Raw genomic sequence first — 22,673 nt, 5'->3', positions numbered from 1 at the left:
ATCAGCTGAGATGGTTGAACGCAAGCATTGTATCGGATGGAAGATCCTGACTAACCTTTTTCCCCAGAACCATGGGAATGTTCATTGGACTGATGCCATTTCCCGGTCTTTTCATGATAAGATCCGCTTCTCTTAAGATATGGCCCTGCGGAAGATCCTTTTTCAGGTGAATGCTTTTGCGTGCAACTTCCTTATTCTTTATTTCTGAAGGTGACGGTTCTTTCAAGCCGGAGCCACTGATCGCCTTTTCAATATTCCGGATGGCTGTTACCATGGCTTTTAATTCTTCAGGCTCTAATGAAGCCTTATGATCGGGGCCTTCCATATCCCGGCTCAGGGTAAAATGCTTCTCAATGCAGGTCGCCCCCAGGGCAACGGCTGCAATGGGTACTTCAATTCCCGTAGTATGATCAGAGTAGCCGACTTTTACGTGGAATGCCTGCGCGATCGTGTTCATTGCTTTGAGATTCACATCCGAAAAAGGTGTCGGATACTCAGTGTTGCAATGCAATACCGTTATTTGATTTCTCTGCAGTCCATTTGTGAGCAGTACGGCCAGCGCGGATTCAATCTCGCCAAGTGTTGCCATTCCTGTTGAAAGAATGGTTGGTTTTTTTTTGCTGGCTATTTTTTTGAGGTAGGGAAGATTGGTTATTTCTCCGGAAGGTATTTTGAAAATAGCAATACCGAGGGCATAGAGGAAATCCAGGCCATCTTCATCAAACGCGGTAGAGAAAAATTTGATGCGCCGTTGGTTGGCATAATCTCTGAGTTTGAAATGATCATCTTCAGACAGTTCAAGCTTTCGAAGCATGTCGAATTGCGTGCTTCCTGTATCTGCCATATTCTTTTGCTGATACGCAGCTTTTCTTGCGTTCTTGCTAACCAGCTTCTCAGCCCTAAAAGTTTGAAATTTTACAAAGTCTGCACCCGCATCGCATGCAGCATCTATCAGGCTTCGGGCTGTTTCAAGTGAACCATTATGGTTCACACCAGCCTCAGCAATTATCATGACACGCGCATTCATTACTATTTGAAAATTTATACTTAAACTTTACTTCAGCCTTTATTACTCCATCCTTACGCTGCTTGGAATATTTACCAGCCTGTCTGCTATCCATTCACTATTCGGCAAAGGCGCATTGTGGCCACCAGAAAACATTTTGAGTCGATGCATCAGCTCCCACACGGGTCTCGTCATAACTCCATTTTCATTCGAATACGTTAAAAATTCATCCCGCTGATGCCTGTTTTCAAAAAATATTCCATTTAACCAGTAGTTGGATTTTGAGCCGGTTATTTCCTCAAGGATTGACAATTTAAGCGATTTGAATTTCCGATGATAAAGTTGCGCAAGATCTCTTTTGTTCGACACAAAGGAATTGAGTTCCTCCAACTGCGCGCATGCAAGGGCAGCATTCAAGTTTGGCATCCGGTAGTTGAAACCGACTTCATCATGTACGAATTCCCATGCATGGGGAACCTTAGCCTGTGTGCTTAAATGTTTTGCCCGACGAGCAAGATTCTCGTCGTTAGTGACGATGGCCCCACCACCGCCGCAGGTCACCGTCTTGTTTCCGTTGAAGCTGAACGTTCCCAACGTTCCAAACGTACCGGTGTGCTTTCCTTTATAACTACTTCCGAGCGATTCTGCCGCGTCTTCAACAAGCATGATATTCCATTGAGCACATATCTGTGCAATTTCATCAATGCGGCATGGAAAGCCGAATGTATGCATGGGCACACATGCCTTTATTCGTTTTCCTGAACGCTTGTTATAACAGAATCCATCTTGACCAATTCTTGCATTTTTATCGAGAAACTGTCTCAAGGAATCGGCAGATAGCCCAATCGTATCTTTATCAACATCGATAAAGACTGGCGTAGCTGATAGGTAACTGATGGCATTGCATGTCGCGATGAACGTGAGGCTCTGTGAAAGTACTTCATCCTCTCGAACAACCCCGGCAAGTATCAATGCGAGGTGCAATGCATTGGTTCCGTTAACGATCGCCACTGCGTGAGATGCGCCGGTAATATCGCACATCATTCGCTCAAACTTATTTACATATGCCCCAACGGATGAGACATACGTTGAGTCAATTGCATCCAACACATACTTGCGTTCATTGCCGGGAAACACTGGTGCGTGTAGCGGAATAAGTGCCTGCGCAGGAAACGCATCCTTGATAACCGATAAAATATCCTCAAATACTTTCTGCATGCTAGATATTATATATATCGGCCTTGTACCTGCTAAGATTATCGGGATGCCTGAACCAGGCAATCGTCTCTGTCAAACCCTGAGATAAAGTATACAATGGTTTCCAATCTGTATGCTCCTTTATTTTCTGGTTCGAGCCATACAGCCGGAACACTTCCGACTTAGCTGGTCTGATGCGAGTATTGTCGGAAACAATTTTCGCCGATGGATTTATCTGATTAATAAGCTCCTGTGCAAGATCGCCAACGGATATCTCCGATTGCGTCGCGATGTTACAATCATGTCCGATGAGCTTATCTGACTTTGCAATGGCAGCAAATGCCTTCACAGTATCTTTTACGAAAAGTAGATCCCTTGTCGGAATGGTATCGCCAAGTCGAATGTCATTCATACCATTTAGCAACTGCGATATGATTGTAGGGATCACTGCCCTTGCTGACTGACGCGGACCATATGTATTAAAAGGTCGTACGATGGTTAGGGGTAGGTTAAAGCTTCTGTAAAATGACTCGGCTATACAATCTGCCCCGATCTTCGATGCAGAATAAGGCGACTGCGGTTGGCGCGGATGATTTTCGTCAATTGGAATGTAGGTTGCTGTTCCATAAACTTCAGAAGTCGATGTAACGAGCACACGCTCAATGCCCAGATCTTTCGCGCCTTGAACGATATTTAATGTCCCCTTTACGTTTGTGTCTATATATGAATCGGGGGAATGATAACTGAATGGAATAGCGATCAGTGCTGCCAGGTGAAACACGACCTCCGTTCCTTTCATTGCTTCTCTGACACCGTTAGGATCGCGTATGTCGCCCGCGAAAATCTCAAGTAACTTTAATTTGTCCGCAGGAAAGGTATCGAGCCATCCCCAGCTATTGAAGGAATTGTAGTAGACAAACGCTTTGACCTTACAACCTTCTTCTAATAGGTGTTCAACCAGATGGCTTCCAATAAACCCATCTGCGCCTGTTATCAGCACTTTTTTACCCAGTAAATCCATCGTTGTTAAGAGTCAAATGGTTGTGCCGAATGGTAGTCTGAGCCGCTTCCTGAATTACCTTCTTCGATATCCGTTTTAAAAAAAGTTTTAAATTTTTACACATAAGAAAGAATTATTCTCGTGAAAACGGATGGGTAGCTATTGGTTTTTTTGCAAATTCATGATATTCACCCTTCAGTCCCAAAGGTTGCTGATGTCTAATCTGATGAACAATTTCGATAGATGTTCTTGTTTCGTCTATTTCAAAACCTCTTCCTGCCAAGATTTCCTGATAACTTGTGGTATGAAGGTCCGTGAATCCCTCACTAAATTCGACTTCTTTTCCCTCGATAGTGATCGAACGGAATGTTCTTTTTCCAGCTGCTCTTACCTCTTGCGGTAGGGTGTCGTCATTTATGCTTAAAAACCATCTGACTCTTGCTTTCTCCAGCTCTAAAAACCCGGCAGCTCTGTCGTGCGTATGAACATGAACAATATTATTTTTAACAGACCCGAAAATCCATGTTAGCATATCGTAGAAGTGTATACCGATATTAGTTGCAATACCTCCGGATTTTGCCGTATCACCTTTCCAACTTGTAAAATACCAGTGGCCTCTTGAAGTGATATATGTCAAATCAACATCATAAATTTTGCCATTTGGCCCTGCTGCTATTTTCTGTCTCAAGTCAATAATTACCGGATGTAACCTAAGTTGGAGAATGTTGTATACTTTTTTGCCAAACTCATTTTCAATCTCCTTAAGCGAATCTATATTCCAGGGATTTAGAACAAGTGGCTTTTCGCAAATTACATCGCAGCCCTGTTTTAAAGCAAAGCGAATGTGAGAGTCATGGAGATAGTTCGGCGTGCAAACGCTTATAAAGTCAATCTTCTGTCCTCGTCGTTTTAACTTATCAATGTGCCGGTCAAATCGTTCAAATTCGGTAAAAAAATCTGCCTTGGGAAAATATGAGTCCATGATGCCTACTTGGTCAAACTTGTCCACAGCGGCCACAAGTTCATTTCCCGTTTCTTTGATTGCCTTCAAATGACGCGGTGCGATAAACCCGGCAGCACCAATCAAAGCGAAATTTTTCATATGATTTTTTTCTGATAGTGTATACTTAATAAACTCATACTATAACAATACATAATCGTTCTACAATACTTTGACACGTGAAGCTGATATTCATTAACCTTGAAATCTCACCGAACACAGAATTATTCATCATATAGCCGCGAAGTTAGTAATTACTGCCGCTTCTTTAAAAGTTGGGATATATAATTAATGGCCAAAAAAGCCCTGCTTTTCATTCGAAAAAGTACATAGGTTTTCGGGCTCAACAAATCGAAAGCATAAGAAGAGAGGAACTGGGAAATAAGTGTTGCTACAGCGGCGCCTACAGCTAAATATTTTGGAATAAGGATTACGTTTAACCCAATATTTACGACTGCGCCTAGTGCTGTTCTAGTAAAAGTTTTTAGTTGTAAATTTTCAACAATGAAGAAACTAGAACTTCCTACACCAACGAACACAAACACCGACGTCCAAATGTGTATCGATAAAATGGTGGCGGCATCTTTATACTGGGTGCCATAAAGAATATGTATGATCAGATCTGAAAAAATGGTCACCACAATCGCTATCACGAAACTTAGTATAAATAGAATATTAAACAGGTTTTGAATTTTTCGAAAATATGTTTCTTCGCCTAGCTTTTTGGCTTCAATAATAGAGGGGAAAAACGAATTGCAGATGATGGTTGGAATGATGTACCAGATTTCTGAAAGCTTCAAGGCTGCGGAATACGTTCCAACTTGATAGTCATTGATCATTTCACCCAACATGATCTGATCTATGCGCATGTAGATCATGATCATAAATCCGGAAAAGATAAGCGGCCAGCCTTTCGAGAGGAGCTTTTTTGCCAAAATCCAGTCGACCATTAAAGTGAGCCGCTGCTTTGTAATCTTTTTAAAAGCACCAATCATGAATAAACCGCCTAATGCCATCTCCAGGGTAGTAACTACGGCAAATGCCATCAACTCTGCTTTGACGAGGATAAGAATAACCTTTATGATGTTTACAAGTACGTAAGCGATGCTTTGTGAAATGACAGCCACTTTGGATGCTACTTGTGACTGATAATACAATTCCATACTTACGAGTGCTTGAGCGAAAAGCGTCAAGGCCAGGATCATTCCAACGTAAAACGTCCGCATATCGTCATGTTTGAGAAAGAAGAAAATCCCGACACATAAAGAAAAGGATAGCATTCCTGCTAATAGGCGCAACGTTATTGAGGTAGACATGATAGTGCTGATGCGTTGAGGGTGCTCGACCAGCTCCTTAACAATCATGCTTTCAAGTCCTAAACTGGCAAAAGGCATAAAGATACCAATGGTAGCTAACAAATAATTGAATGTGCCAAAGTCAGACGGGCCAAGGTAACGCGCAAGCCATGCGCCCACAACCAATCCCATGCCCATCCGGAAGACTCGATCAAAGAAAAGCCAGCCGATGTTCTTTAGAATTTTTCTGTATTCAATGCTAACGAACTTATTGGCTTCCTTTATCAGATACTTAACCATGTCTTCTTTTGGACCTTGTTTTAAAGTCAATTTGAAAAAGAAGTACAGAATGCGATAAGTTAAAAAAAAATGGCCACCGCCCGTATGAGGTTATCATATTTGTCAATCGATTAATTTCACTTGTACGCAAAACTGAAGTTTACACTTTAACGACGACACCATTTTTGAGATGGTATGTCTCCTTGCTCTCACTGCAATTTGCTACGCCGTTCTTATCAAATAAAAGTTTTTGACCATACTCACTCATCCATCCTGATTGTCTGGCAGGATTTCCCATCACAAGTGCATAATCAGGCACAGATTTGGTGACAACGGCGCCTGCACCGATAAACGCAAATTTTCCGATGTCTATCCCACACACAATAGTAGCATTTGCGCCGATAGATGCGCCCTTTTTAACAGTAGTCTTTAAATACTGATTTTTTCGGTTAATGGAACTTCTGGGATTAATCACGTTGGTAAAAACCATCGAGGGCCCAAGAAATACATCGTCCTCACAAATTACTCCAGTATAGATGGAGACGTTGTTTTGCACTTTAACATTTCGTCCCAATATGACATCTGGCGAAATGACTACGTTTTGGCCTATGTTACAATTTTCACCAATTTTAGAGTTAGGCATGATGTGAGAAAAGTGCCAGATCTTTGTCCCCTTACCAATTTCACAACCCTCATCAATTACAGCCGTAGCGTGGGCATAGTAATCTTTACCTTCCATCATTCTTAAAATAAAGTTTAACTCGGTGGCAGATGAATTCTATTTGTTCATTAGACAATTCGGTATGAATGGGGAGCGAAATTACCACTTTCGAAAGTTTTTCGGTCACCGGGAATGAACCGTTGGTTGTATTATTTCGACGAAACGCTTTTTGAAGATGTAAAGGGACAGGATAATAGATCATGGTTGGTATGTCATGCTGCGCCAAATATTTTTTAAAGTCGTCTCGGTTATCACTTTTGAGTTTAAGGGTATATTGATTGAAAACATGGGTTGAAAACACTGATCGCGCAGGAATTTCAACGTTCTCCAACTCACCAAAGGCGCTATCGTACGCGGACGCGACGTCCATTCTCCTTTGCGAATAGTCATCCAGATATTTCAGTTTGACCTTCAAGACAGCAGCTTGCAACGTATCGAGGCGACTATTTACGCCAATCACCTCGTGATGATATTTCTCTTTCTGTCCATGGTTAGCAATCATTTGAATCCTCTCTGCGAGGATTTCATCATTCGTAAAGAGGGCTCCGCCGTCTCCAAAACATCCAAGGTTTTTTGATGGAAAAAAAGATGTAGTACCTATCGTTCCGATCGTACCAGACTTTTTTCTTTCCCCACTACTAAAAATATATTCAGCGCTTAATGATTGCGCTGCATCTTCAATTACATGTAGGTTATACTTTTTCGCTAACTGCAGAATGATTTCCATATTGGCGCATTGACCGTAGAGATGCACTGGAACTATGGCCACAGTCCGACTTGAGATCTTTTTCTCCAGTTGAGTCACATCAATGTTAAAGGTATTCCAATCAACATCAATAAAAACGGGAGTTAAGCCAAGTAGAGCGATAACTTCTGCGGTGGCCACATAGGTGTGGACTGGCAATAGAATTTCATCGCCAGGTTTGTATTCAAGCGCCATCATGGCAATCTGCAATGCATCAGTTCCATTGGCACACGGAATCACAAATTTTACTCCCGTGTATGTTGCCAATTCTTGCGCAAATTCCTGTACCTCGGGCCCCTGAATGAACGCCGTTGATCTTAAAACAGTCTGAATCGCTTCGTCAACTTCACTTTTAATTGTTGCGTACTGGTTTTCTAAATCTACCATCTTGATTTTATTCATGCCGCAAGTTTTAAATGCTCAATTTCATTTATCCCTTATTTTTTTCTCCCATTGCCAAGCATGTAGCAAGGAGTCATCAATGGTGAACTTTGCCGCCCAACCAAGAGAAGACATAGCTTTCGATGGATCAGCAAAAACTTTCTCAATATCTCCTGACCTTCTCGACCCGATTTCGTAATTAAGTTCCACATTATTCACGGCTTTAAACCGGTTGATCAACTCTAATACTGAAACTCCGATCCCCGTGCCTACATTAAAGACTTCATAAAATTTCGTTTCTCGCTGTTGGGATAAGTACTCCATTGCCTTTACATGCGCTGTCGCTAAATCAACAACATGTATGTAATCCCGAATGCAAGTTCCATCGGCAGTGTTGTAATCATTGCCAAAAACAGTTAATTTCTCTCGAACACCCACAGCTGTTTGCGTTATAAAGGGGACAAGATTATTAGGAGTACCAAGCGGAATTTCTCCAATTAGTGCTGATGGATGCGCGCCAATTGGATTAAAGTAGCGCAACGTGATTATTCGTATATTATTTCTGGAAACATCCTCTAAAATACGTTCGCTCATTTGTTTTGTAGCTCCATATGGAGACTCCGCCTTTTTGAATGGGGCAGCCTCGCTCACTGGAATTTGGTCTGGTTGACCATACACGGTACACGAAGATGAAAATATAAAATCCGTGACTCCACATTTTATCATTATTTCAACGAGCGCAATCGTCGAATTCAAATTGTTCTCGTAGTAAAGGAGGGGCTTCTCGACCGATTCACCTACTGCTTTGTAAGCAGCAAAATGAAGGACGCAGGAGAAAGGACCTTCGGACTGAAAAACTTTTAAAAGGAAATTTCTATCGCGGCAATCCCCTTCGAAAAATTTTACAGGTTTTCCCGTTATTTTTTCAATCCCCTCCAACAGGCGTTTGTCGCTTCTCGACAAATTATCAACGATAGCGACATCGTATCCTGCGTTTATCAATTCAACAGCAGTATGAGCTCCAATATATCCGGCCCCACCTGTAACAAGAATTTTTTTTGCTTTCATTTATAAGCGCGCTGTAATTTTACTTTTATCTAGAATTCCTTTCACGTCGTAGATGACGGAGTTTTCAAAAGTAATGACACTCCAATCAATCTCATTAAAAACGTGATGTCCTACTGCAAGTACCACCGCATGATATTTTTTATCAAGTGCACTAATAAGCGTTAAACCATATTCATGCTTCACTTCGCTGGCGTCGGCCTCTGGATCATAAATATCGATATCTGTTCCAAAGCTTTCAAGCTCTCTGATGACATCGATTACTCTACTGTTCCTGATGTCAGGACAATTTTCTTTGAATGTTATACCAAGTATTAGAATATTAGCCTTGTTAATTGGGAGTTCGTGTTGCGCCATGAGTTTAATAACTGAATTTGCTACGTGTACCCCCATGTTATCATTTATTCTCCGGCCAGATAGGATTACCTCTGGATGATAACCTAGACTTTCGGCTTTATGAGTTAGATAATATGGATCAACGCCAATACAATGTCCACCCACGAGCCCTGGCTTAAACGGTAGAAAATTCCATTTCGTGCCGGCCGCTTCCAACACTTCATGAGTATCAATCCCTATCCTCTCAAAGATAAGCGCTAGTTCATTGACAAAGGCGATGTTTAGGTCACGTTGTGAATTCTCAATAACTTTTGCAGCCTCTGCTACCTTGATAGACGATGCCTTATGGGTTCCAGCTACGATAATCTTTTTATACAAAAGATCAACTCTATCAGCAACTTCAGGCGTACTTCCGCTTGTTACTTTCTTAATGGTAGTTACACGATGATGTTTATCTCCAGGATTTATTCGTTCCGGGGAATAGCCACAAAAAAAGTCATGGTTGAAAGTGAGACCACTAGCGTGTTCTAAAATCGGAACGCAGATCTCCTCTGTACAACCGGGGTATACGGTGGATTCGTAAATAACAATGTCTCCTTTTTTTAATACTTGACCCACCGTTTTACTAGCACTTTTCAGTGGACTTAAATCAGGGGTTTTAAATTCATCGATAGGTGTGGGAACTGTAATGATAAAATAGTTTATATCTTTCAGGTCTTCGACAAGGCTCGAATATTTTAGTTTTTTAGAGAGAATTAACTCTTCTGGTTCAACTTCGCGTGTCCGATCGAAGGCAGCTTTGAGTTGTTTGATTCGTTCTTCATTTATATCGAAGCCAATTACATCTAAGATTTTTCCAAATTCTACTGCTAACGGTAGGCCTACATAACCGAGCCCGATGATGCCTATTTTTTCCATGCTAAAAAATCACAGGTTTAGTTTATAATAATCTTTATACCATTCCACAAATTTGGAAACACCCACTTCGATGGGCGTTGTTGGCTTAAAATCGATGTCCCGTATCAGATCTGTAACGTCCGCATATGTCTCAGGGACGTCACCGTCTTGGATTGGAAGAAAATTTTTAATCGCTTTCTTACCCAACTTTTGTTCAATAATTTCAATGAAATGAAGCAACTCGACCGGCTTATTATTACCGATGTTGTAAACCTTGTACGGCGCGAAACTGCTCGAAGGATCTGGTGACAAACCTGACCAATCCTGGTTCGGCGTAGGGATTTTTTTAATTAATCGAGCGATGCTCTCAACAATATCATCCACGAATGTAAAGTCACGTTTCATTTTACCATTGTTAAAGACATTAATTGGCTTGCCTTCTGCAATAGCTTTAGTAAAAAGAAACAACGCCATATCCGGCCTTCCAAAAGGCCCATAGACGGTAAAAAACCTTAGCCCCGTTGTCGGCAAGCTGAATAATGCTGAATAGGTGTGGGCCATAAGTTCGTTTGACTTTTTGGACGCTGCATATAAAGAAATCGGATGGTCCACATTGTGATGAACTGAAAAAGGCATTTTTTTGTTTGCGCCGTATACAGAACTGGAGGAAGCATAAATTAAATGCTTTGTATTGTGGTGGCGGCAAACCTCTAATATATTCAAAAATCCACGGAGATTACTTTCTAAGTAGGCGTGAGGATTTGTCAAAGAATAACGGACGCCAGCTTGCGCCGCTAGATTTACAACATATGTCACCGCATTTTGCCTGAAAAGATTATCGAGTCCGGCATAGTCAGTCAAATCGCATTTCTTAAATTCAAACCCTTGAAGCGTTCGTAATATCCTAAGCCTCGATTCTTTTAGCGTCACGTCATAATAATCGTTCAGATTATCTATTCCAAGCACGGTATAGCCTTCGTCGCAAAGTTTTTGCGAGAGGTGAAATCCGATAAACCCAGCTGCTCCTGTGATCAATACAGTTGTAGGATTTGACTTCATAAAGTCCAAATAGTTAGCGCACAAAACTAATAGATTAGGTCGATTTTAATTTTTATTTTCTATTTTTCGACCAATTAATACTAAAAATGGAAAAAGCGAACAAACCGGATGAAGTCGATTTATTCGAATTATTTCTCCGAGGGGTTAATACACTACGAGCAAATTTTTGGCTTATTCTCCTATTCTTTTGCGTTGGTACAGCAATCGGACTTGTCTACTATTATTCCTCAAAAAAAATTTACGAATCACGGATTGTAGTCAGTTCTACGATCTTAACAAGGTCGTTCAGCGAAGCATTGATCGACAATTTAAACAGACACAGGCGAGAATCAAATATTGAAACAGTACGAAGTTTGCTTAATGTGTCACAAGAAATTGCGACGAACATTGTTCACCTAGAAGTTGAAAATCTGTCTAGAGTAGATGATCTAAAAGAGCCAGACAAATTTGTGATCACTGCCCAGGTGTATACTCCTGAAATATTACAAGGTTTAGAACAAGGCATAATTTATTATCTCGAAAATAACGATTATGTCAAAATTCGGGTAGCAGAGAATAAATCGTCACTCGAACAAACGCTCGCGCAGCTAAACAGAGAAATTAAAGATATTGAAGCTTTGAAGGAAAAAATCATCGACGGTAATTTTTTCGAGCGTGCAAATGGAAACATCATGTTTGATCCAACTACCGTCAATACAAAAATTTTAGAATTGACAAAAGAAAAGCTTCTTGTTCAAACGAATCTCAAGTTAATAAATAGCGTCCAGGTAATAGAAGGTTTTCCGAAATTCGATAGACCGTCCACACCTCGCCTCTACGTTTCGTTAATTTCAGGATCATTCGTCGGACTGGTGTTGGTCAGTATTCTAATTGCTTTTAAAACTGTTAGAAAATTATTAAACATGGCCCATGAGGTTAAGCCCAAACAATGATCCTCAACCTCATTCAAAAAGAATTTATCCTTGAGCTTCGCCGGAAAGCTGTGATCTCCGGCATTAGCCTGTATCTCGTAAGCATTATTTTCATCTGCTACCTCACCTTCAGTCTTCGCCAAAGCTCAATCAATGAAGCTACATGGTCAGCGTTGTTTTGGCTATCCATTTTATTTGCCAACGTAAATGGTATTGCCAAAAGTTTTATCGGCGAAAAACAGGGCTTGCTTATTTACTATTATTCAATCGCCAGCCCCCAGGCGATTATCCTCTCAAAAATCATATACAACGTTGTTCTAAGCCTTGCGCTTTCGGTAATGGGTTATGTTCTTTTTTCGATTTTCATTGATAATCCGCTGCAGGATAAAGGGCTTTTTCTGCTAACGCTATTACTAAGTTCATTTGGATTTTCTGCGTGCCTGAGTCTGATATCCGCGATAGCCTCAAAAACAAATAACAGTAATATCCTGATGGCCGTGTTAAGCTTTCCGGTAATTATTGCCCTCTTACTTATGGCTATCAAACTTACGAAAAATGCATTGGATGGCTTAGCCTGGGATGACAGTCAGGACGAACTCTGGAATTTACTTGCCATAAATTCCATTATGGTAGCACTGGCTTACCTTCTATTCCCCTATATTTGGCGCAGCTGAAGGTGAGCGCTAAGCTAAAATACTTACCTTCCTCGAGTATGAAAACATGGGTCAAAATTCTGGCCATCGCGCTTTTGCTTTATGTACACATCGGAGGACTGCTCCTGGATGTGCCGCGATTAAACATCTTGAATGAAACAATTAGGGCCCTGTACTTTCATGTACCAATGTGGTTTGGAATGGTATTGCTTTTTTTGGTCTCCTCGGTTTATGCCATCCTTTACTTATTGAAACCCTCTTCCAACCTCGATGCTAAATCAGTCGAGTTTGCGAACGTTGGGCTGGTTTTTGGAATATTGGGAATGGTCACTGGAATGCTTTGGGCTAATTATACTTGGGGCTCCCCATGGCATGGCGACCCGAAACAAAACATGGCAGCAATCGCCCTATTGGTTTATCTGGCCTACTTTATTCTTCGGGGTTCCATACAAAATGAGGAGCAAAAAGCAAGATTGAGTGCCGTTTACAACATCTTTGCCTTCACCGCGATGATACCGCTGATTTTTATTATCCCCCGAATGACAAGTTCCATGCACCCCGGCAGCGGAGGCAATCCAGGATTTAATATGTACGATCTCGACAGTAAAATGCGTTTGGTGTTTTATCCGGCGGTCATTGGATGGTTTCTAATTGGTGTATGGATTGCGGGATTAAGAATCAAGGTAAGGGAGTTAGAAGAAAAAATTCTAGATATTCAACATGATCAGATTCATTAAATTACTCACAGCTGGCTTATTTTTCTTCGTTATTCTGCCCGTCTATGGCCAAAGCCAGGTAGAAATGGCCGATAAATTCAGGGCTGAAGGTAAAATCTATGTAGTAGTCTCCATCGTTTTAATCATCCTTGCTGGACTCATTTTTTACCTTTTCTTAATGGACAGGAAGGTGAAAAAACTAGAGAAATTGGTTTCCGGGCAAAAAAAAGAAACCAATTAAACATAGCTTCTGTTTTTCGTACAAATCACTAATTTTTTAGCCATTTGTGCCTAAGTTTGCCGTATAATTCTCCGAAAACATCATGAAGAAATCCCATATATTCTTGTTGATTGTTATTGCAGTTGCCATAGGCATAATTGTTTCAACAGCAGATGACGCCAGCACATATGTTGGTTTCAGTGAGGCATGGGCAATGTCTACCGCTGGAAATAAAAAAGAAATTCACGTGGTGGGACAGTTAAAGAAAGACCCCAATGGCCATATCATCGGTATTAAAGAAGGTGAGGACAGAGTATCTTTTTCTTTCACGATGGTTGATGATGAGGGGAAAGAACAAGAAGTAACTTATAATCAACCCATGCCCCCGGATTTTACACGATCTGAAAAAGTAGTAGTAATCGGAAGTTACAAGGGGGACGTTTTTCACGCCTCAAAGATTATTTTGAAATGCCCTTCCAAGTACCAGGAAGAAACGATTAACGTCTGACATTTGGTTGACTGCACACTCACAACATCACACATACTTTGCTTTGCGTTGTTTCGGAAAGCTTAGACACTAAAACTTCTACGCATGCACTATTTCATTGGTGACCTTGGTCACCTTTTTGTTATAACGTCCTTCATATCGGCATTGATCGCTTCTTTTGCCTACCTGAAAGCTACCACGGTTTTGGACCTGGTCAAGCAGGAAGCATGGCGATCGAATGGAAAAGTTAGCTTCTATCTCCATGCCGCCTCCGTCCTTGGAATATGCGTTACGCTGTTCGTGATTATCTCCAACCATTATTTTGAATATCATTACGCCTATAACTATTCCGATAAGAAACTTCCAACGTATTATTTGATCTCAACTTTCTGGAACGGACAGGAGGGAAGCTTTTTATTATGGATGTTTTGGCACGCGGTGCTTGGAATCATTATCATTCTGACCAATAAGTTTTGGGAAGCACCCGTAATGACGGTCTTTTCGCTGGTCCAGGCTTTTCTTGCTTCAATGATTTTAGGTGTGGTAATACCGGGTTTGGAGTTCAAAATCGGGAGTTCGCCTTTCATCTTGCTGCGTGAGGCTATGCATGATGCCCCGATTTTTAAAGCGCAACCCGAATTTATTCCAAAAGATGGCCAGGGGTTAAATCCCTTGTTGCAAAATTATTGGATGGTAATACATCCACCTACATTATTTCTGGGCTTCGCGCTTACCGTTGTTCCGTTTTCATACTGTATTGCTGGCCTTTGGCTAAAAAAATATAGCGATTGGATACGTCCAGCCTTACCGTGGACTTTAATAGGATGTGGCGTCTTAGGTTTGGGAATCTTGATGGGAGGATATTGGGCTTACGAGACCTTAAACTTTGGAGGATATTGGAACTGGGACCCTGTAGAAAATGCGGTATATGTTCCTTGGTTGATCCTGGTTGCTTCGTTGCATACGATGATTACTTATAAGAATAGTGAGACGGCATTAAAAGCATCCATTATCCTTGTGATTAGTGTCTTTATAGGTATTCTGTATTCAACATTTCTGACGAGAAGCGGAATTCTTGGAGAGTCGTCTGTCCACTCTTTTACTGATTTGGGTTTATCGGGTCAGTTATTGATGTATCTGCTTGTTTTCCTGATTGGATCAATTGTGATTTCAGCAATCCGTTGGAAGCAAATACCATTTACGGAAAAAGAAGCATCAACATATTCAAGAGAATTCTGGATTTTCATCGGTGCAACAACGCTATGCCTAATGGGATTCCAGGTTTTAGCAGGAACGTCTATTCCTGTGGTTAACACGATTCTGAGTAACCTGGGTTTTGAGAAAAAACTTGCGCCGCCTACTGACGCCGTTGCATTTTATTCCAAATTCCAAATCTGGTTTGCTATCGCCGTAGGTATACTTTCGGCTGTAGGACAATTCTTCTGGTGGAAAAAAATTGACCGCAAGGTGCTGATGAATCAGTTGTTCATTCCCGCAACCGCTGCTTTGTTGGTTTCCTTGTTAGCTGTCAACATCTTCAAAGTATTCAACCTTTCGTATGCATTAATGATGCTTGCAGGATTTTTTACTGTTTTCGCAAACGCAAAGATTCTTTTCGGTTTGCTAAAATCCAGTCCTTCGTTATCTGGTGGGGCCATAGCACATATAGGTGTGGGACTTATGCTGATAGGAGTAATGTTTTCGGCGGGTTACTCACGGGTGGTTTCTTTAAATAACACGGGCCTTCAGATATCAAAAGAGTTCAGCGAAGAATTTAATCGTGATAATTTATTACTATTTATTCACGAACCGCGTACGATGTGGGGATTTGAAATAGAATACCTGGGCGAACGATTAGAGCCAAGATATCATAGCGGGTTTATTCGAACGAGTGATGTACATGAAACCGAAGATCAAAATCTCGTGGTTGCCAAACGCGAGTTGAAGGTAGGTTCAAAAAAATATAATCAGAACGATACAATCGTAGTGCAAGGAGAGAATACATTTTTTGAAATCGAACTTAGAAAAGGCGATAAAAAATATAAACTATTTCCGCGAGCGCAGATTAACCCGGAGATGGGTGGGCTACTGGCCTCGCCCGATATTTACCGCGCTGTAACGGCCGATCTATACACACACGTGTCTTCTGTAATGGACCCATCAGAAGAAGCCGAGTGGAGTAAATTAGAAGAAATGAAAGTAAAACAAGCGCAAGAATTTTTTGCGAATGACTATGTCGGCATTCTGGAATCGGTCGACCGCATCTACAATGTATTTGGATTGGAGCTCGGTGATCAGGACGTTGCTGTTAAAGCACGTGTCCGAATTCAGGGTGAAAAAGGCGACTATATCGCAGAGCCAATTTTTCTAATAAGAGATAAAATGGTCGGTCGTATTCCTGACGAAATTTCTGATTTAGGAGTTCGGATAACACTGATGAATATTCATCCGGAAACCAACGAATTTTCATTAGGTATTAACACCCGCCAAAAAGATTGGGTTGTCATTAAAGCAATGGAAAAACCTTTTATCAACGTCCTTTGGATCGGTACGCTGGTGCTAATGGTTGGATTTGGCGTTGCTGCAACACGACGAATCCGCGAGTTTAAGAAAATGAAAGCGAAAGGGCTGGAGTAGCCAGGACGTTAATCCAAGACATTGGGTCCCTACACCATTAGTCTTTCGATTAAGTTGTCAACCGTGATTCCTTCGGCTTCTGCTTTAAAGTTCCTCACAATACGGTGGCGCAAAACTGGCTTTGCAATCGCCTGCACATCTTCGATATCAGGAGAATACTTGCCTCTAAGCAATGCATTGCATTTCGCTCCCATCACCAGGTATTGCGAAGCCCGAGGGCCGGCACCCCATTCCAAGTAGTCATTGGCAATCGCAGAAGCTCCTGTGATGCCCGGCCTTGTCTTATTAGCAAGCGTAACAGCATATTCTATAACATTGTCAGCAATTGGAACCCGGCGGACCAAGTGTTGATAATATGAAATTTCTTCTCCGGTAAGAACTTTGCTCACGGAGCGTGTTTCATCGGATGTTGTATTTTTTACCACCTCTACTTCATCTTTAAAAGATGGATAGGTTAACTGAATGTTAAACATAAACCGGTCAAGCTGCGCCTCCGGAAGTGGATACGTGCCTTCTTGTTCAATTGGGTTTTGAGTAGCTAATACAAAAAACGGTCTTGGCAATTCGTATCGTTGTCCGGCAATTGTAACGGCATACTCTTGCATTGACTCCAACAACGCCGCCTGTGTTTTGGGAGGTGTACGGTTAATTTCATCCGCGAGAATGATGTTGCCGAAAATTGGGCCCATAACAAACTTGAAGTTTCTTTCTTTGTCCATCGTTTCAGCACCAACAATATCTGAAGGCATTAAGTCAGGCGTAAACTGAATGCGTTTGAATTGAAGATCAAGTGAAGTGGCAATGGTATGTACCAACAATGTTTTTGCCAAACCAGGCACGCCTACCAACAAGGAATGACCCTGGCAAAAAATACTGGTCAGCACTTGCTTTACTACTTCCTCTTGCCCGATGACAATCTTGGAAATTTCGGTTTTAAGTCTTTTGTAACCATCAGCCAAAGCGTTGGCTGCATCAACATCTGAAGCAAATTTTGTCATTGTCGCTCGTCTAATATTCCACAATTATCATACGCCGGATCTATATTGATAAAAACGTCCATTCTGGCTTTCTGAAACCATCTTTGAAGTATTTTATCTTTCTTTTCATTTAATGTTGCCGCCTGGATCTTTGTCCAGTCTGCTTCTAACGAGGCTTGATGTGGAGGCGTCCGTGCTTTATAATATAATATTCTCACAGCATCTTTTCCGTCATCCGTACGATAGGTAATGGGTTCCGAGATTGCGCCTATCTCCATGGAGTCAAGTTTGAAAAATACAATCGGATCCAGTTCATCGACCGTAAGATTTAAACCACCTTCACGGTCGCTGAAATATCCGCCGTTTCCTTTTGTTTCTACATCGTCTGAATATTCTTTTGCTGCCTTTTCAAATGTTATGCTGTCATTGACAACTAATGTTCTAATGCTGTCAAGGTAACGCGTCGCTTTGTTCAAATCATCCTGCGAGGGTTTTGGTGAAATAAGGATGTGACGGGAATTATATTCATTTCCACGTCGCTCAATTAATTGCATAATGTGGATTCCAAACGCAGATTTAAAAGGCATGGAAATTTCCTTTGGCTTTAGTTTGAAGGCCATGGCTTCATATTCCGGAACCATTCTGCCACGCGAAGACCAGCCCATATCCCCTCCGTTCGAAATCACGGAAGGATCATCTGAATATTTTTTTGCGACAGTAGCAAAGTCTTCACCGGCCAAAATTTTGTTGCGGATATCAATCAGCTCTGCTATTGTTTTACTTTGCTGCACTTCACTTACCTCGGCAATCTTGACGATCTGTGCTACTTGTACGGAGGCTGAAAAATACGGTAAACTATCTTTCGGTATTTTATGAAAGAACCGCTTCACTTCAGCGGGTGTAACAGCAAGTCCCTTGGTCATTTCATCCTCCATCTTACTGACGATCATCTGCTCCCTGATCTGCTCCCGGAGTTCCATTCTCACCTGTTCCAGCGGTTTACCATATAAAGCTTCCAGTTCATCCGCAGTTCGTCCCGATTGCGCCAAAATCATATCCATACGGTTTTGAGTGTTCAGATCGACCTCAGCGTCTAATACTACAACCGAATCGATTTCCGCTTTGGCGAGCATAAGTTTGTTGCGAATCAACATGGCTAAATACTGACAGCGCGCTTCCTGGGAAGGGGAACCTCCGTTTGTAAGATAATCCTGGTAGGCACGCTCTAACTCTGACTTAAGCAATATGTAGTTGTCAACCTTCGCGATAATTTTGTCGACGACAAAACCTTGCGTTTCCTGCTCTTGAGCTTGCGTTTGTAGGCAGACTACACTGGCTAAAATCAATACAAGAAATCTGATCTTTGTGCTCATTATTCTATTTATATATCTCAAAATTGTCATCATTCATTGCGTCCTTATATACCGCGTCCTCTAATTGTTTCGCCAAATCTACTTTACGTTTGTTTAAAATAATATTCCGGATATCATCTCTTACAAATTCCAATGGTGAAACGTTGTCGGATATCCTGTAACGATCAACCTTCAAAAAGTACAGAAAGTTATTATCGGAGGTTTCATAGTACGGATTAGTTTTAAGAAACTGAATTTTATTTGGTATTTCAGCCAATGGCGAGTTCTTAACAAGTTCATCAAAAACCATCCATGTGGAGTCAGAAATGTGATAAGCGGCCGAGAAACTGAGGCAATAGGACTTGAGTTCACGTTCTTCTTTTTCCCGATCAGAATAAATCAGTTCTTTAATTTTATTAGTCTTGGGGGCGTTTTGTGGAACTTTGATAAAAGTAGCCTGTACAATGTTCTGCTTCAGAATAAAGTTGTCTACGTTATCATTGTAGTACTTTTCTATTTCGGCATTCGACACTACGGTGTCGAGATTCTTGTTTACGTAATAGTTCTGATATTCGTAAGCTATAATACTATAACGGTAATCCAGGACTTTCCGCTCTACTTCGGCTTCGTTAATATCAATTTTTCTAGCAGCTTCCTGTATTAGCAACTGCTTTCTGATCCAGTTATTAATATAGGCTTCTACAAGTTTTGCACTATCTTCAGAAGGTGCTCCGGGGGCGACAATACCATTGAGCTCATCTTTATACAAAAAAGAATTATTCACTCGGGCTGCCGGTTGCCTGGTTTCATCACTGCCTGAATTTTCTCCCTTGATTTTAATGAGTTCACATCCGGAAAAGAAAAATCCTATAAACAGGGCTAAAATACTTTTTAAGACCAGACTACCCCTTAGTCTGAAGTTGTTGCAATATGTATTGCTTGCCTTTATCATTCACTTTAACTGAATATTTTTTCTTTAACTGTGAAATCCAATTTTTCTCTAAAAACGATTGATAATCCGAAATTACCGAGGGTCTTGCTTCCTCAAACGACATAACACCGGGGGGCAGTATATCTTTTAACCATGCAAGGTAATATATTCCGTTGTTTTCCGTCGAATGAACGCCCTTTGACCAAGGAACCTTTTGAAGAACTGCTCTTTCGTCTTTCTTGAAGTATCCTGATTCCGCCTTAATTTTGTGTTTCAAAAGGTACTCATCTATCTTCTGTGTTGAACTGTCAGCGATCAATTCCTGCAAGGGTGTCCTGAACTCGTTCTTATTCGACGAATAAAAAACAGCCTTAGCGCGTTCTGTCGTTTGGTAATCTGTCTTATGGCCTTCATAATATGACCGTTGACCGACTGAATCCTGAGAAGCTTTGCTCCAAACTTCTTTCTCCATAATATCAAAAAGTAAAATCCCTTCGTAGTACTCCTGAAGCAAATACTTGTATTCTGGCTGTGTGTCCAAGAGTTCTCGCTCAACCAACTGTCCGATGTGCATGTCCACAAACTGTTGGTACAACTGGTCTAAGTATTTTGTTGGCGCAAGCGCATTGTTGCGCTGGTTTTTTTCTGCGTAACGTGTAAAATCTCTCACCAGATATTTTTTTTGTTTCAAGGTGAATAGGACCTCCTTACCGAAATTCGAGGTCACCACTGGCTTCCATTTTCCTTTTTGAAGACTGGAATCAGCCAAGTTCATGAGCCGTGATTTTACTTCTCGATTTTCCTGGTATTGATATTCTTTCCGTTGCTTGTTCTGCAAATCTTGTTTGGAAAGTTCAGTCCGCTCATCCCGGGCGACCCGCGTCTTCAGAGACGCTGTAATCTCCGCGAATGGGGGTACGGGAATCTTTCGTTCCAATCGCATGATATGCCACCCATATTGCGTCTGGAAGGGATCTGAAATATCCCCAGGCTTCTCTAAATTGAAGGCTGTCTTTTCGAATTCGGGAACAGCTGCCATCGCGCCTGCGCCAAATGGCCGGAGTTTGCCCCCGTTTTCTTTAGACGTGGCGTCTTCTGAAAATTGTTGACACAACTCTTCCCATTTCATACCAGCCTGCAACTGATCGTATATACTAAAAATGGTATCTTTTACCTTATCATTTTCTTTGGTGTTTCCTGTGCGCAGCATAATGTGTGCTACTTCCACTTCTCCGCGACTGGCTCTTCGATCGGAAACTTTTAAAATATGATAACCAAAGCGGGTTCTCACGGGAGGGCTAACATCTCCGACCTTGGTGGTGTAAGCCGCATTTTCAAAGGGATACACCATTTGCATGGCAGTAAAATAACCAAGGTTTCCTTTGTTGGTTTTTGCGGAGGGGTCGTCAGATGACGTTTCAGCTACACGTTCAAATGATTCGCCGGCCAGTATTTTTTGTCTTAGTTCAGAAATTTTAGAGTACGCTTTCAGCGTATCAGCCGGAGCTGCGTCGGGCTTTACGGAGATAAGTATGTGCGATGCATTTATCTCTTCCTGCATCCTTTCATAAGTCATTTTCACAAGGCTGTCAACAAGCTTGGAATCCGGTAAGTAAGGTTTCCGAAGTTCATCTTTGTAACCATTGAACTCTTTTAAAAAAACTTGTGTGGTATCCAATCTCCTTCTTTTTGCTTCTTCGACTTTCAGCTTGAAGTTGATAAATAGTGCCAGGTATTCATTGATTTTTTCTTGCGTAAAATCTTTGCCAGGATCCTGGTGATTTTTTTTATAGAGGTAAATAAATTCCTCCACAGTCACAGGTTTTTTGTTGACAGTAAAAAGCGTGAGTGAATTACTTTTTGCTTTCGCGCTTTCCGTCGAGGCTTGAGCGAAAGCGCATAGAATAAACAGCACATTGCATATTAACGTGATAGCTGTACGTTTCAACATATTTCTAAAAGGTTCTGAATAACTATTTATTTCGGATGGTTTTGACAAGGCGGCAAATATTGTGTTCGCTTGTTTTTTGATATTCGACTTTATCCATGATGGATTTAACCAAACGAATGCCTAAACCGCCTTTTCGTTTTTCATGAATAATGTTGTCGATTGCAGGTGTGTTAAATTCATTGATATCAAACACAGTACCATCATCAATAATTTCGAAAACAAGTGGATGATTGTTTTCTACATGTATGATAAGCTCAAACAAGTCTTCATTTTTACAATGGTGGGCATGGATCATTAGGTTGGAACACATCTCATCCAGCGCTAACACAATTTCGCTAACCTGAAGATCGGGAATGTCGTGATTCTTCAACGAAGCACGAATAAAATCTCGAACACCCTTTAGGTTTTCGATACTACATCCGACCTTATATTTATACTTATACTTCATTGATCAATTGCTTTGCTTGAACCTTGTCTTTTCCGATTTGCAGCAGCTCATTAAGTCCTAAAATATTAAACGTGTTTGCCACTTTATCGCTCATCCCAAACAATACCATTCTTATGTTTCGGTCTTTGAATTCTTCGATATAGGACATAAAAACACCTAATCCTGCAGATGAAATATAATCGAGCGCGCTGCAATCGACGAGGATTTTCTTAAATCCTTCCCCCACACTTTTTGCAATGGACAGGTCAAGCTCAATAGAAGAGCTAGCGTCAATCTCACCAATTAAGGCAATAATGTCCGCGCCTTCTTCCTGTAGTCGTTTGATGTGGATCATAGGTTTTTAACGTGGTTTAATATTTTATGTTAAAACTAAAACTTCAGCTCTTTTCTCATCTGAAAGGAACTTTTT

The 22,673-nt window shown here is 41.2% G+C and carries 22 protein-coding genes; 6 read left to right on the top strand and 16 right to left on the bottom strand.

Annotated elements, in window-relative coordinates; translation table 11 throughout:
- Position 1 precedes the first annotated feature (1 nt).
- From neuB to P2W71_RS03990, 10 genes are all read right to left on the bottom strand, one after another.
- Positions 2–1,027 carry an N-acetylneuraminate synthase gene (gene neuB / locus P2W71_RS04035; RefSeq protein ID WP_276367353.1) on the bottom strand — a complete coding sequence of 342 codons (1,026 nt, stop codon included), beginning with the start codon at positions 1,025–1,027 and terminating at the stop codon, positions 2–4.
- 42 nt (positions 1,028–1,069) lie between these two features.
- Complete coding sequence (locus tag P2W71_RS04030) at positions 1,070–2,224, bottom strand: LegC family aminotransferase (protein WP_276367350.1); 1,155 nt, start codon at positions 2,222–2,224, stop codon at positions 1,070–1,072.
- A gap of 1 nt (position 2,225) precedes the next feature.
- Complete coding sequence (locus P2W71_RS04025; protein ID WP_276367348.1) at positions 2,226–3,224, bottom strand: NAD-dependent 4,6-dehydratase LegB; 999 nt, start codon at positions 3,222–3,224, stop codon at positions 2,226–2,228.
- Positions 3,225–3,336: 112 nt separating this feature from the next.
- A complete protein-coding gene (locus P2W71_RS04020; protein WP_276367345.1) occupies positions 3,337–4,305 on the bottom strand; it encodes a Gfo/Idh/MocA family oxidoreductase in 969 nt (322 codons plus the stop codon).
- 152 nt (positions 4,306–4,457) lie between these two features.
- Entirely contained in the window at positions 4,458–5,798 is a 1,341-nt protein-coding gene (locus P2W71_RS04015; RefSeq protein ID WP_276367343.1) for a flippase, read from the bottom strand.
- Positions 5,799–5,937: 139 nt separating this feature from the next.
- Positions 5,938–6,516 carry an acyltransferase gene (locus P2W71_RS04010; RefSeq protein ID WP_276369034.1) on the bottom strand — a complete coding sequence of 193 codons (579 nt, stop codon included), beginning with the start codon at positions 6,514–6,516 and terminating at the stop codon, positions 5,938–5,940.
- Positions 6,506–7,645 carry a DegT/DnrJ/EryC1/StrS family aminotransferase gene (locus P2W71_RS04005; RefSeq protein ID WP_276367340.1) on the bottom strand — a complete coding sequence of 380 codons (1,140 nt, stop codon included), beginning with the start codon at positions 7,643–7,645 and terminating at the stop codon, positions 6,506–6,508. Before P2W71_RS04005 ends, P2W71_RS04010 begins: the two co-directional genes overlap by 11 nt.
- Before the next feature lie 24 nt (positions 7,646–7,669).
- Positions 7,670–8,692 carry a UDP-glucose 4-epimerase GalE gene (galE, locus tag P2W71_RS04000; protein WP_276367337.1) on the bottom strand — a complete coding sequence of 341 codons (1,023 nt, stop codon included), beginning with the start codon at positions 8,690–8,692 and terminating at the stop codon, positions 7,670–7,672.
- Positions 8,693–9,943, bottom strand: coding sequence for a nucleotide sugar dehydrogenase (locus tag P2W71_RS03995; RefSeq protein ID WP_276367333.1), 1,251 nt, complete (start codon positions 9,941–9,943; stop codon positions 8,693–8,695). It abuts the gene before it with no gap.
- Positions 9,944–9,952: 9 nt separating this feature from the next.
- Positions 9,953–10,981 carry an NAD-dependent epimerase gene (locus P2W71_RS03990; protein ID WP_276367330.1) on the bottom strand — a complete coding sequence of 343 codons (1,029 nt, stop codon included), beginning with the start codon at positions 10,979–10,981 and terminating at the stop codon, positions 9,953–9,955.
- A gap of 86 nt (positions 10,982–11,067) precedes the next feature.
- Here P2W71_RS03990 and P2W71_RS03985 point away from each other — a divergent pair, with 86 nt between their 5' ends.
- The 6 genes from P2W71_RS03985 (at position 11,068) to ccsA (P2W71_RS03960) (ending at position 16,605) form a co-directional block, all read left to right on the top strand.
- The gene (locus P2W71_RS03985) at positions 11,068–11,913 is read left to right on the top strand and encodes a Wzz/FepE/Etk N-terminal domain-containing protein (RefSeq protein ID WP_276367327.1); all 846 of its coding nucleotides are present in this window, start codon (positions 11,068–11,070) and stop codon (positions 11,911–11,913) included.
- Positions 11,910–12,566 carry a heme exporter protein CcmB gene (locus P2W71_RS03980; protein ID WP_276367322.1) on the top strand — a complete coding sequence of 219 codons (657 nt, stop codon included), beginning with the start codon at positions 11,910–11,912 and terminating at the stop codon, positions 12,564–12,566. Before P2W71_RS03985 ends, P2W71_RS03980 begins: the two co-directional genes overlap by 4 nt.
- 2 nt (positions 12,567–12,568) lie before the next feature.
- Positions 12,569–13,282 carry a cytochrome c biogenesis protein CcsA gene (ccsA, locus tag P2W71_RS03975; RefSeq protein WP_276369031.1) on the top strand — a complete coding sequence of 238 codons (714 nt, stop codon included), beginning with the start codon at positions 12,569–12,571 and terminating at the stop codon, positions 13,280–13,282.
- Positions 13,266–13,502, top strand: a complete 237-nt coding sequence (locus tag P2W71_RS03970; RefSeq protein WP_276367319.1) for a CcmD family protein — start codon at positions 13,266–13,268, stop codon at positions 13,500–13,502. The genes ccsA (P2W71_RS03975) and P2W71_RS03970 overlap by 17 nt, the downstream gene beginning before the upstream one ends.
- Positions 13,503–13,584: 82 nt before the next feature.
- A complete protein-coding gene (locus P2W71_RS03965) occupies positions 13,585–13,989 on the top strand; it encodes a cytochrome c maturation protein CcmE (protein ID WP_276367316.1) in 405 nt (134 codons plus the stop codon).
- A gap of 84 nt (positions 13,990–14,073) precedes the next feature.
- Positions 14,074–16,605, top strand: coding sequence for a cytochrome c biogenesis protein CcsA (gene ccsA, locus P2W71_RS03960; protein ID WP_276367312.1), 2,532 nt, complete (start codon positions 14,074–14,076; stop codon positions 16,603–16,605).
- A gap of 29 nt (positions 16,606–16,634) precedes the next feature.
- Here the strand turns inward: ccsA (P2W71_RS03960) and P2W71_RS03955 are convergent, their stop codons facing one another.
- From P2W71_RS03955 to P2W71_RS03930, 6 genes are read right to left on the bottom strand one after another with little or no spacing between them, the layout of a single operon-like run.
- A complete protein-coding gene (locus tag P2W71_RS03955) occupies positions 16,635–17,603 on the bottom strand; it encodes an AAA family ATPase (RefSeq protein WP_276367310.1) in 969 nt (322 codons plus the stop codon).
- Positions 17,600–18,955 (bottom strand): peptidylprolyl isomerase, encoded by a 1,356-nt coding sequence (locus tag P2W71_RS03950; RefSeq protein ID WP_276367307.1) that lies wholly within the window; start codon positions 18,953–18,955, stop codon positions 17,600–17,602. Before P2W71_RS03950 ends, P2W71_RS03955 begins: the two co-directional genes overlap by 4 nt.
- 4 nt (positions 18,956–18,959) lie before the next feature.
- Complete coding sequence (locus P2W71_RS03945) at positions 18,960–19,886, bottom strand: peptidyl-prolyl cis-trans isomerase (protein ID WP_276367304.1); 927 nt, start codon at positions 19,884–19,886, stop codon at positions 18,960–18,962.
- Complete coding sequence (locus P2W71_RS03940; protein WP_276367301.1) at positions 19,837–21,816, bottom strand: peptidylprolyl isomerase; 1,980 nt, start codon at positions 21,814–21,816, stop codon at positions 19,837–19,839. Before P2W71_RS03940 ends, P2W71_RS03945 begins: the two co-directional genes overlap by 50 nt.
- Positions 21,817–21,838: 22 nt before the next feature.
- Positions 21,839–22,264, bottom strand: a complete 426-nt coding sequence (locus P2W71_RS03935) for an ATP-binding protein (protein ID WP_276367298.1) — start codon at positions 22,262–22,264, stop codon at positions 21,839–21,841.
- Positions 22,254–22,598, bottom strand: coding sequence for an STAS domain-containing protein (locus P2W71_RS03930; RefSeq protein WP_276367295.1), 345 nt, complete (start codon positions 22,596–22,598; stop codon positions 22,254–22,256). Before P2W71_RS03930 ends, P2W71_RS03935 begins: the two co-directional genes overlap by 11 nt.
- Positions 22,599–22,673 lie beyond the last annotated feature (75 nt).

This window comes from Chryseolinea sp. H1M3-3 (assembly GCF_029360725.1).
Classification (GTDB): Bacteria; Bacteroidota; Bacteroidia; order Cytophagales; family Cyclobacteriaceae; genus Chryseolinea.
The sequence above is the reverse complement of the archived record's forward strand: the minus strand, read 5'-3'. Positions and strand labels throughout refer to the sequence as shown.

What these genes read in the sequence shown, in the direction of transcription:
- neuB (WP_276367353.1), bottom strand. Translation starts at nt 1,027, where the DNA reads ATGAATGCGCGTGTCATGATAATTGCTGAGGCTGGTGTGAACCATAAT.
- P2W71_RS04030 (WP_276367350.1), bottom strand. Translation starts at nt 2,224, where the DNA reads ATGCAGAAAGTATTTGAGGATATTTTATCGGTTATCAAGGATGCGTTT.
- P2W71_RS04025 (WP_276367348.1), bottom strand. Translation starts at nt 3,224, where the DNA reads ATGGATTTACTGGGTAAAAAAGTGCTGATAACAGGCGCAGATGGGTTT.
- P2W71_RS04020 (WP_276367345.1), bottom strand. Translation starts at nt 4,305, where the DNA reads ATGAAAAATTTCGCTTTGATTGGTGCTGCCGGGTTTATCGCACCGCGT.
- P2W71_RS04015 (WP_276367343.1), bottom strand. Translation starts at nt 5,798, where the DNA reads ATGGTTAAGTATCTGATAAAGGAAGCCAATAAGTTCGTTAGCATTGAA.
- P2W71_RS04010 (WP_276369034.1), bottom strand. Translation starts at nt 6,516, where the DNA reads ATGGAAGGTAAAGATTACTATGCCCACGCTACGGCTGTAATTGATGAG.
- P2W71_RS04005 (WP_276367340.1), bottom strand. Translation starts at nt 7,645, where the DNA reads ATGAATAAAATCAAGATGGTAGATTTAGAAAACCAGTACGCAACAATT.
- galE (WP_276367337.1), bottom strand. Translation starts at nt 8,692, where the DNA reads ATGAAAGCAAAAAAAATTCTTGTTACAGGTGGGGCCGGATATATTGGA.
- P2W71_RS03995 (WP_276367333.1), bottom strand. Translation starts at nt 9,943, where the DNA reads ATGGAAAAAATAGGCATCATCGGGCTCGGTTATGTAGGCCTACCGTTA.
- P2W71_RS03990 (WP_276367330.1), bottom strand. Translation starts at nt 10,981, where the DNA reads ATGAAGTCAAATCCTACAACTGTATTGATCACAGGAGCAGCTGGGTTT.
- P2W71_RS03985 (WP_276367327.1), top strand. Translation starts at nt 11,068, where the DNA reads ATGGAAAAAGCGAACAAACCGGATGAAGTCGATTTATTCGAATTATTT.
- P2W71_RS03980 (WP_276367322.1), top strand. Translation starts at nt 11,910, where the DNA reads ATGATCCTCAACCTCATTCAAAAAGAATTTATCCTTGAGCTTCGCCGG.
- P2W71_RS03970 (WP_276367319.1), top strand. Translation starts at nt 13,266, where the DNA reads ATGATCAGATTCATTAAATTACTCACAGCTGGCTTATTTTTCTTCGTT.
- P2W71_RS03965 (WP_276367316.1), top strand. Translation starts at nt 13,585, where the DNA reads ATGAAGAAATCCCATATATTCTTGTTGATTGTTATTGCAGTTGCCATA.
- ccsA (WP_276367312.1), top strand. Translation starts at nt 14,074, where the DNA reads ATGCACTATTTCATTGGTGACCTTGGTCACCTTTTTGTTATAACGTCC.
- P2W71_RS03955 (WP_276367310.1), bottom strand. Translation starts at nt 17,603, where the DNA reads ATGACAAAATTTGCTTCAGATGTTGATGCAGCCAACGCTTTGGCTGAT.
- P2W71_RS03950 (WP_276367307.1), bottom strand. Translation starts at nt 18,955, where the DNA reads ATGAGCACAAAGATCAGATTTCTTGTATTGATTTTAGCCAGTGTAGTC.
- P2W71_RS03945 (WP_276367304.1), bottom strand. Translation starts at nt 19,886, where the DNA reads ATGATAAAGGCAAGCAATACATATTGCAACAACTTCAGACTAAGGGGT.
- P2W71_RS03940 (WP_276367301.1), bottom strand. Translation starts at nt 21,816, where the DNA reads ATGTTGAAACGTACAGCTATCACGTTAATATGCAATGTGCTGTTTATT.
- P2W71_RS03935 (WP_276367298.1), bottom strand. Translation starts at nt 22,264, where the DNA reads ATGAAGTATAAGTATAAATATAAGGTCGGATGTAGTATCGAAAACCTA.
- P2W71_RS03930 (WP_276367295.1), bottom strand. Translation starts at nt 22,598, where the DNA reads ATGATCCACATCAAACGACTACAGGAAGAAGGCGCGGACATTATTGCC.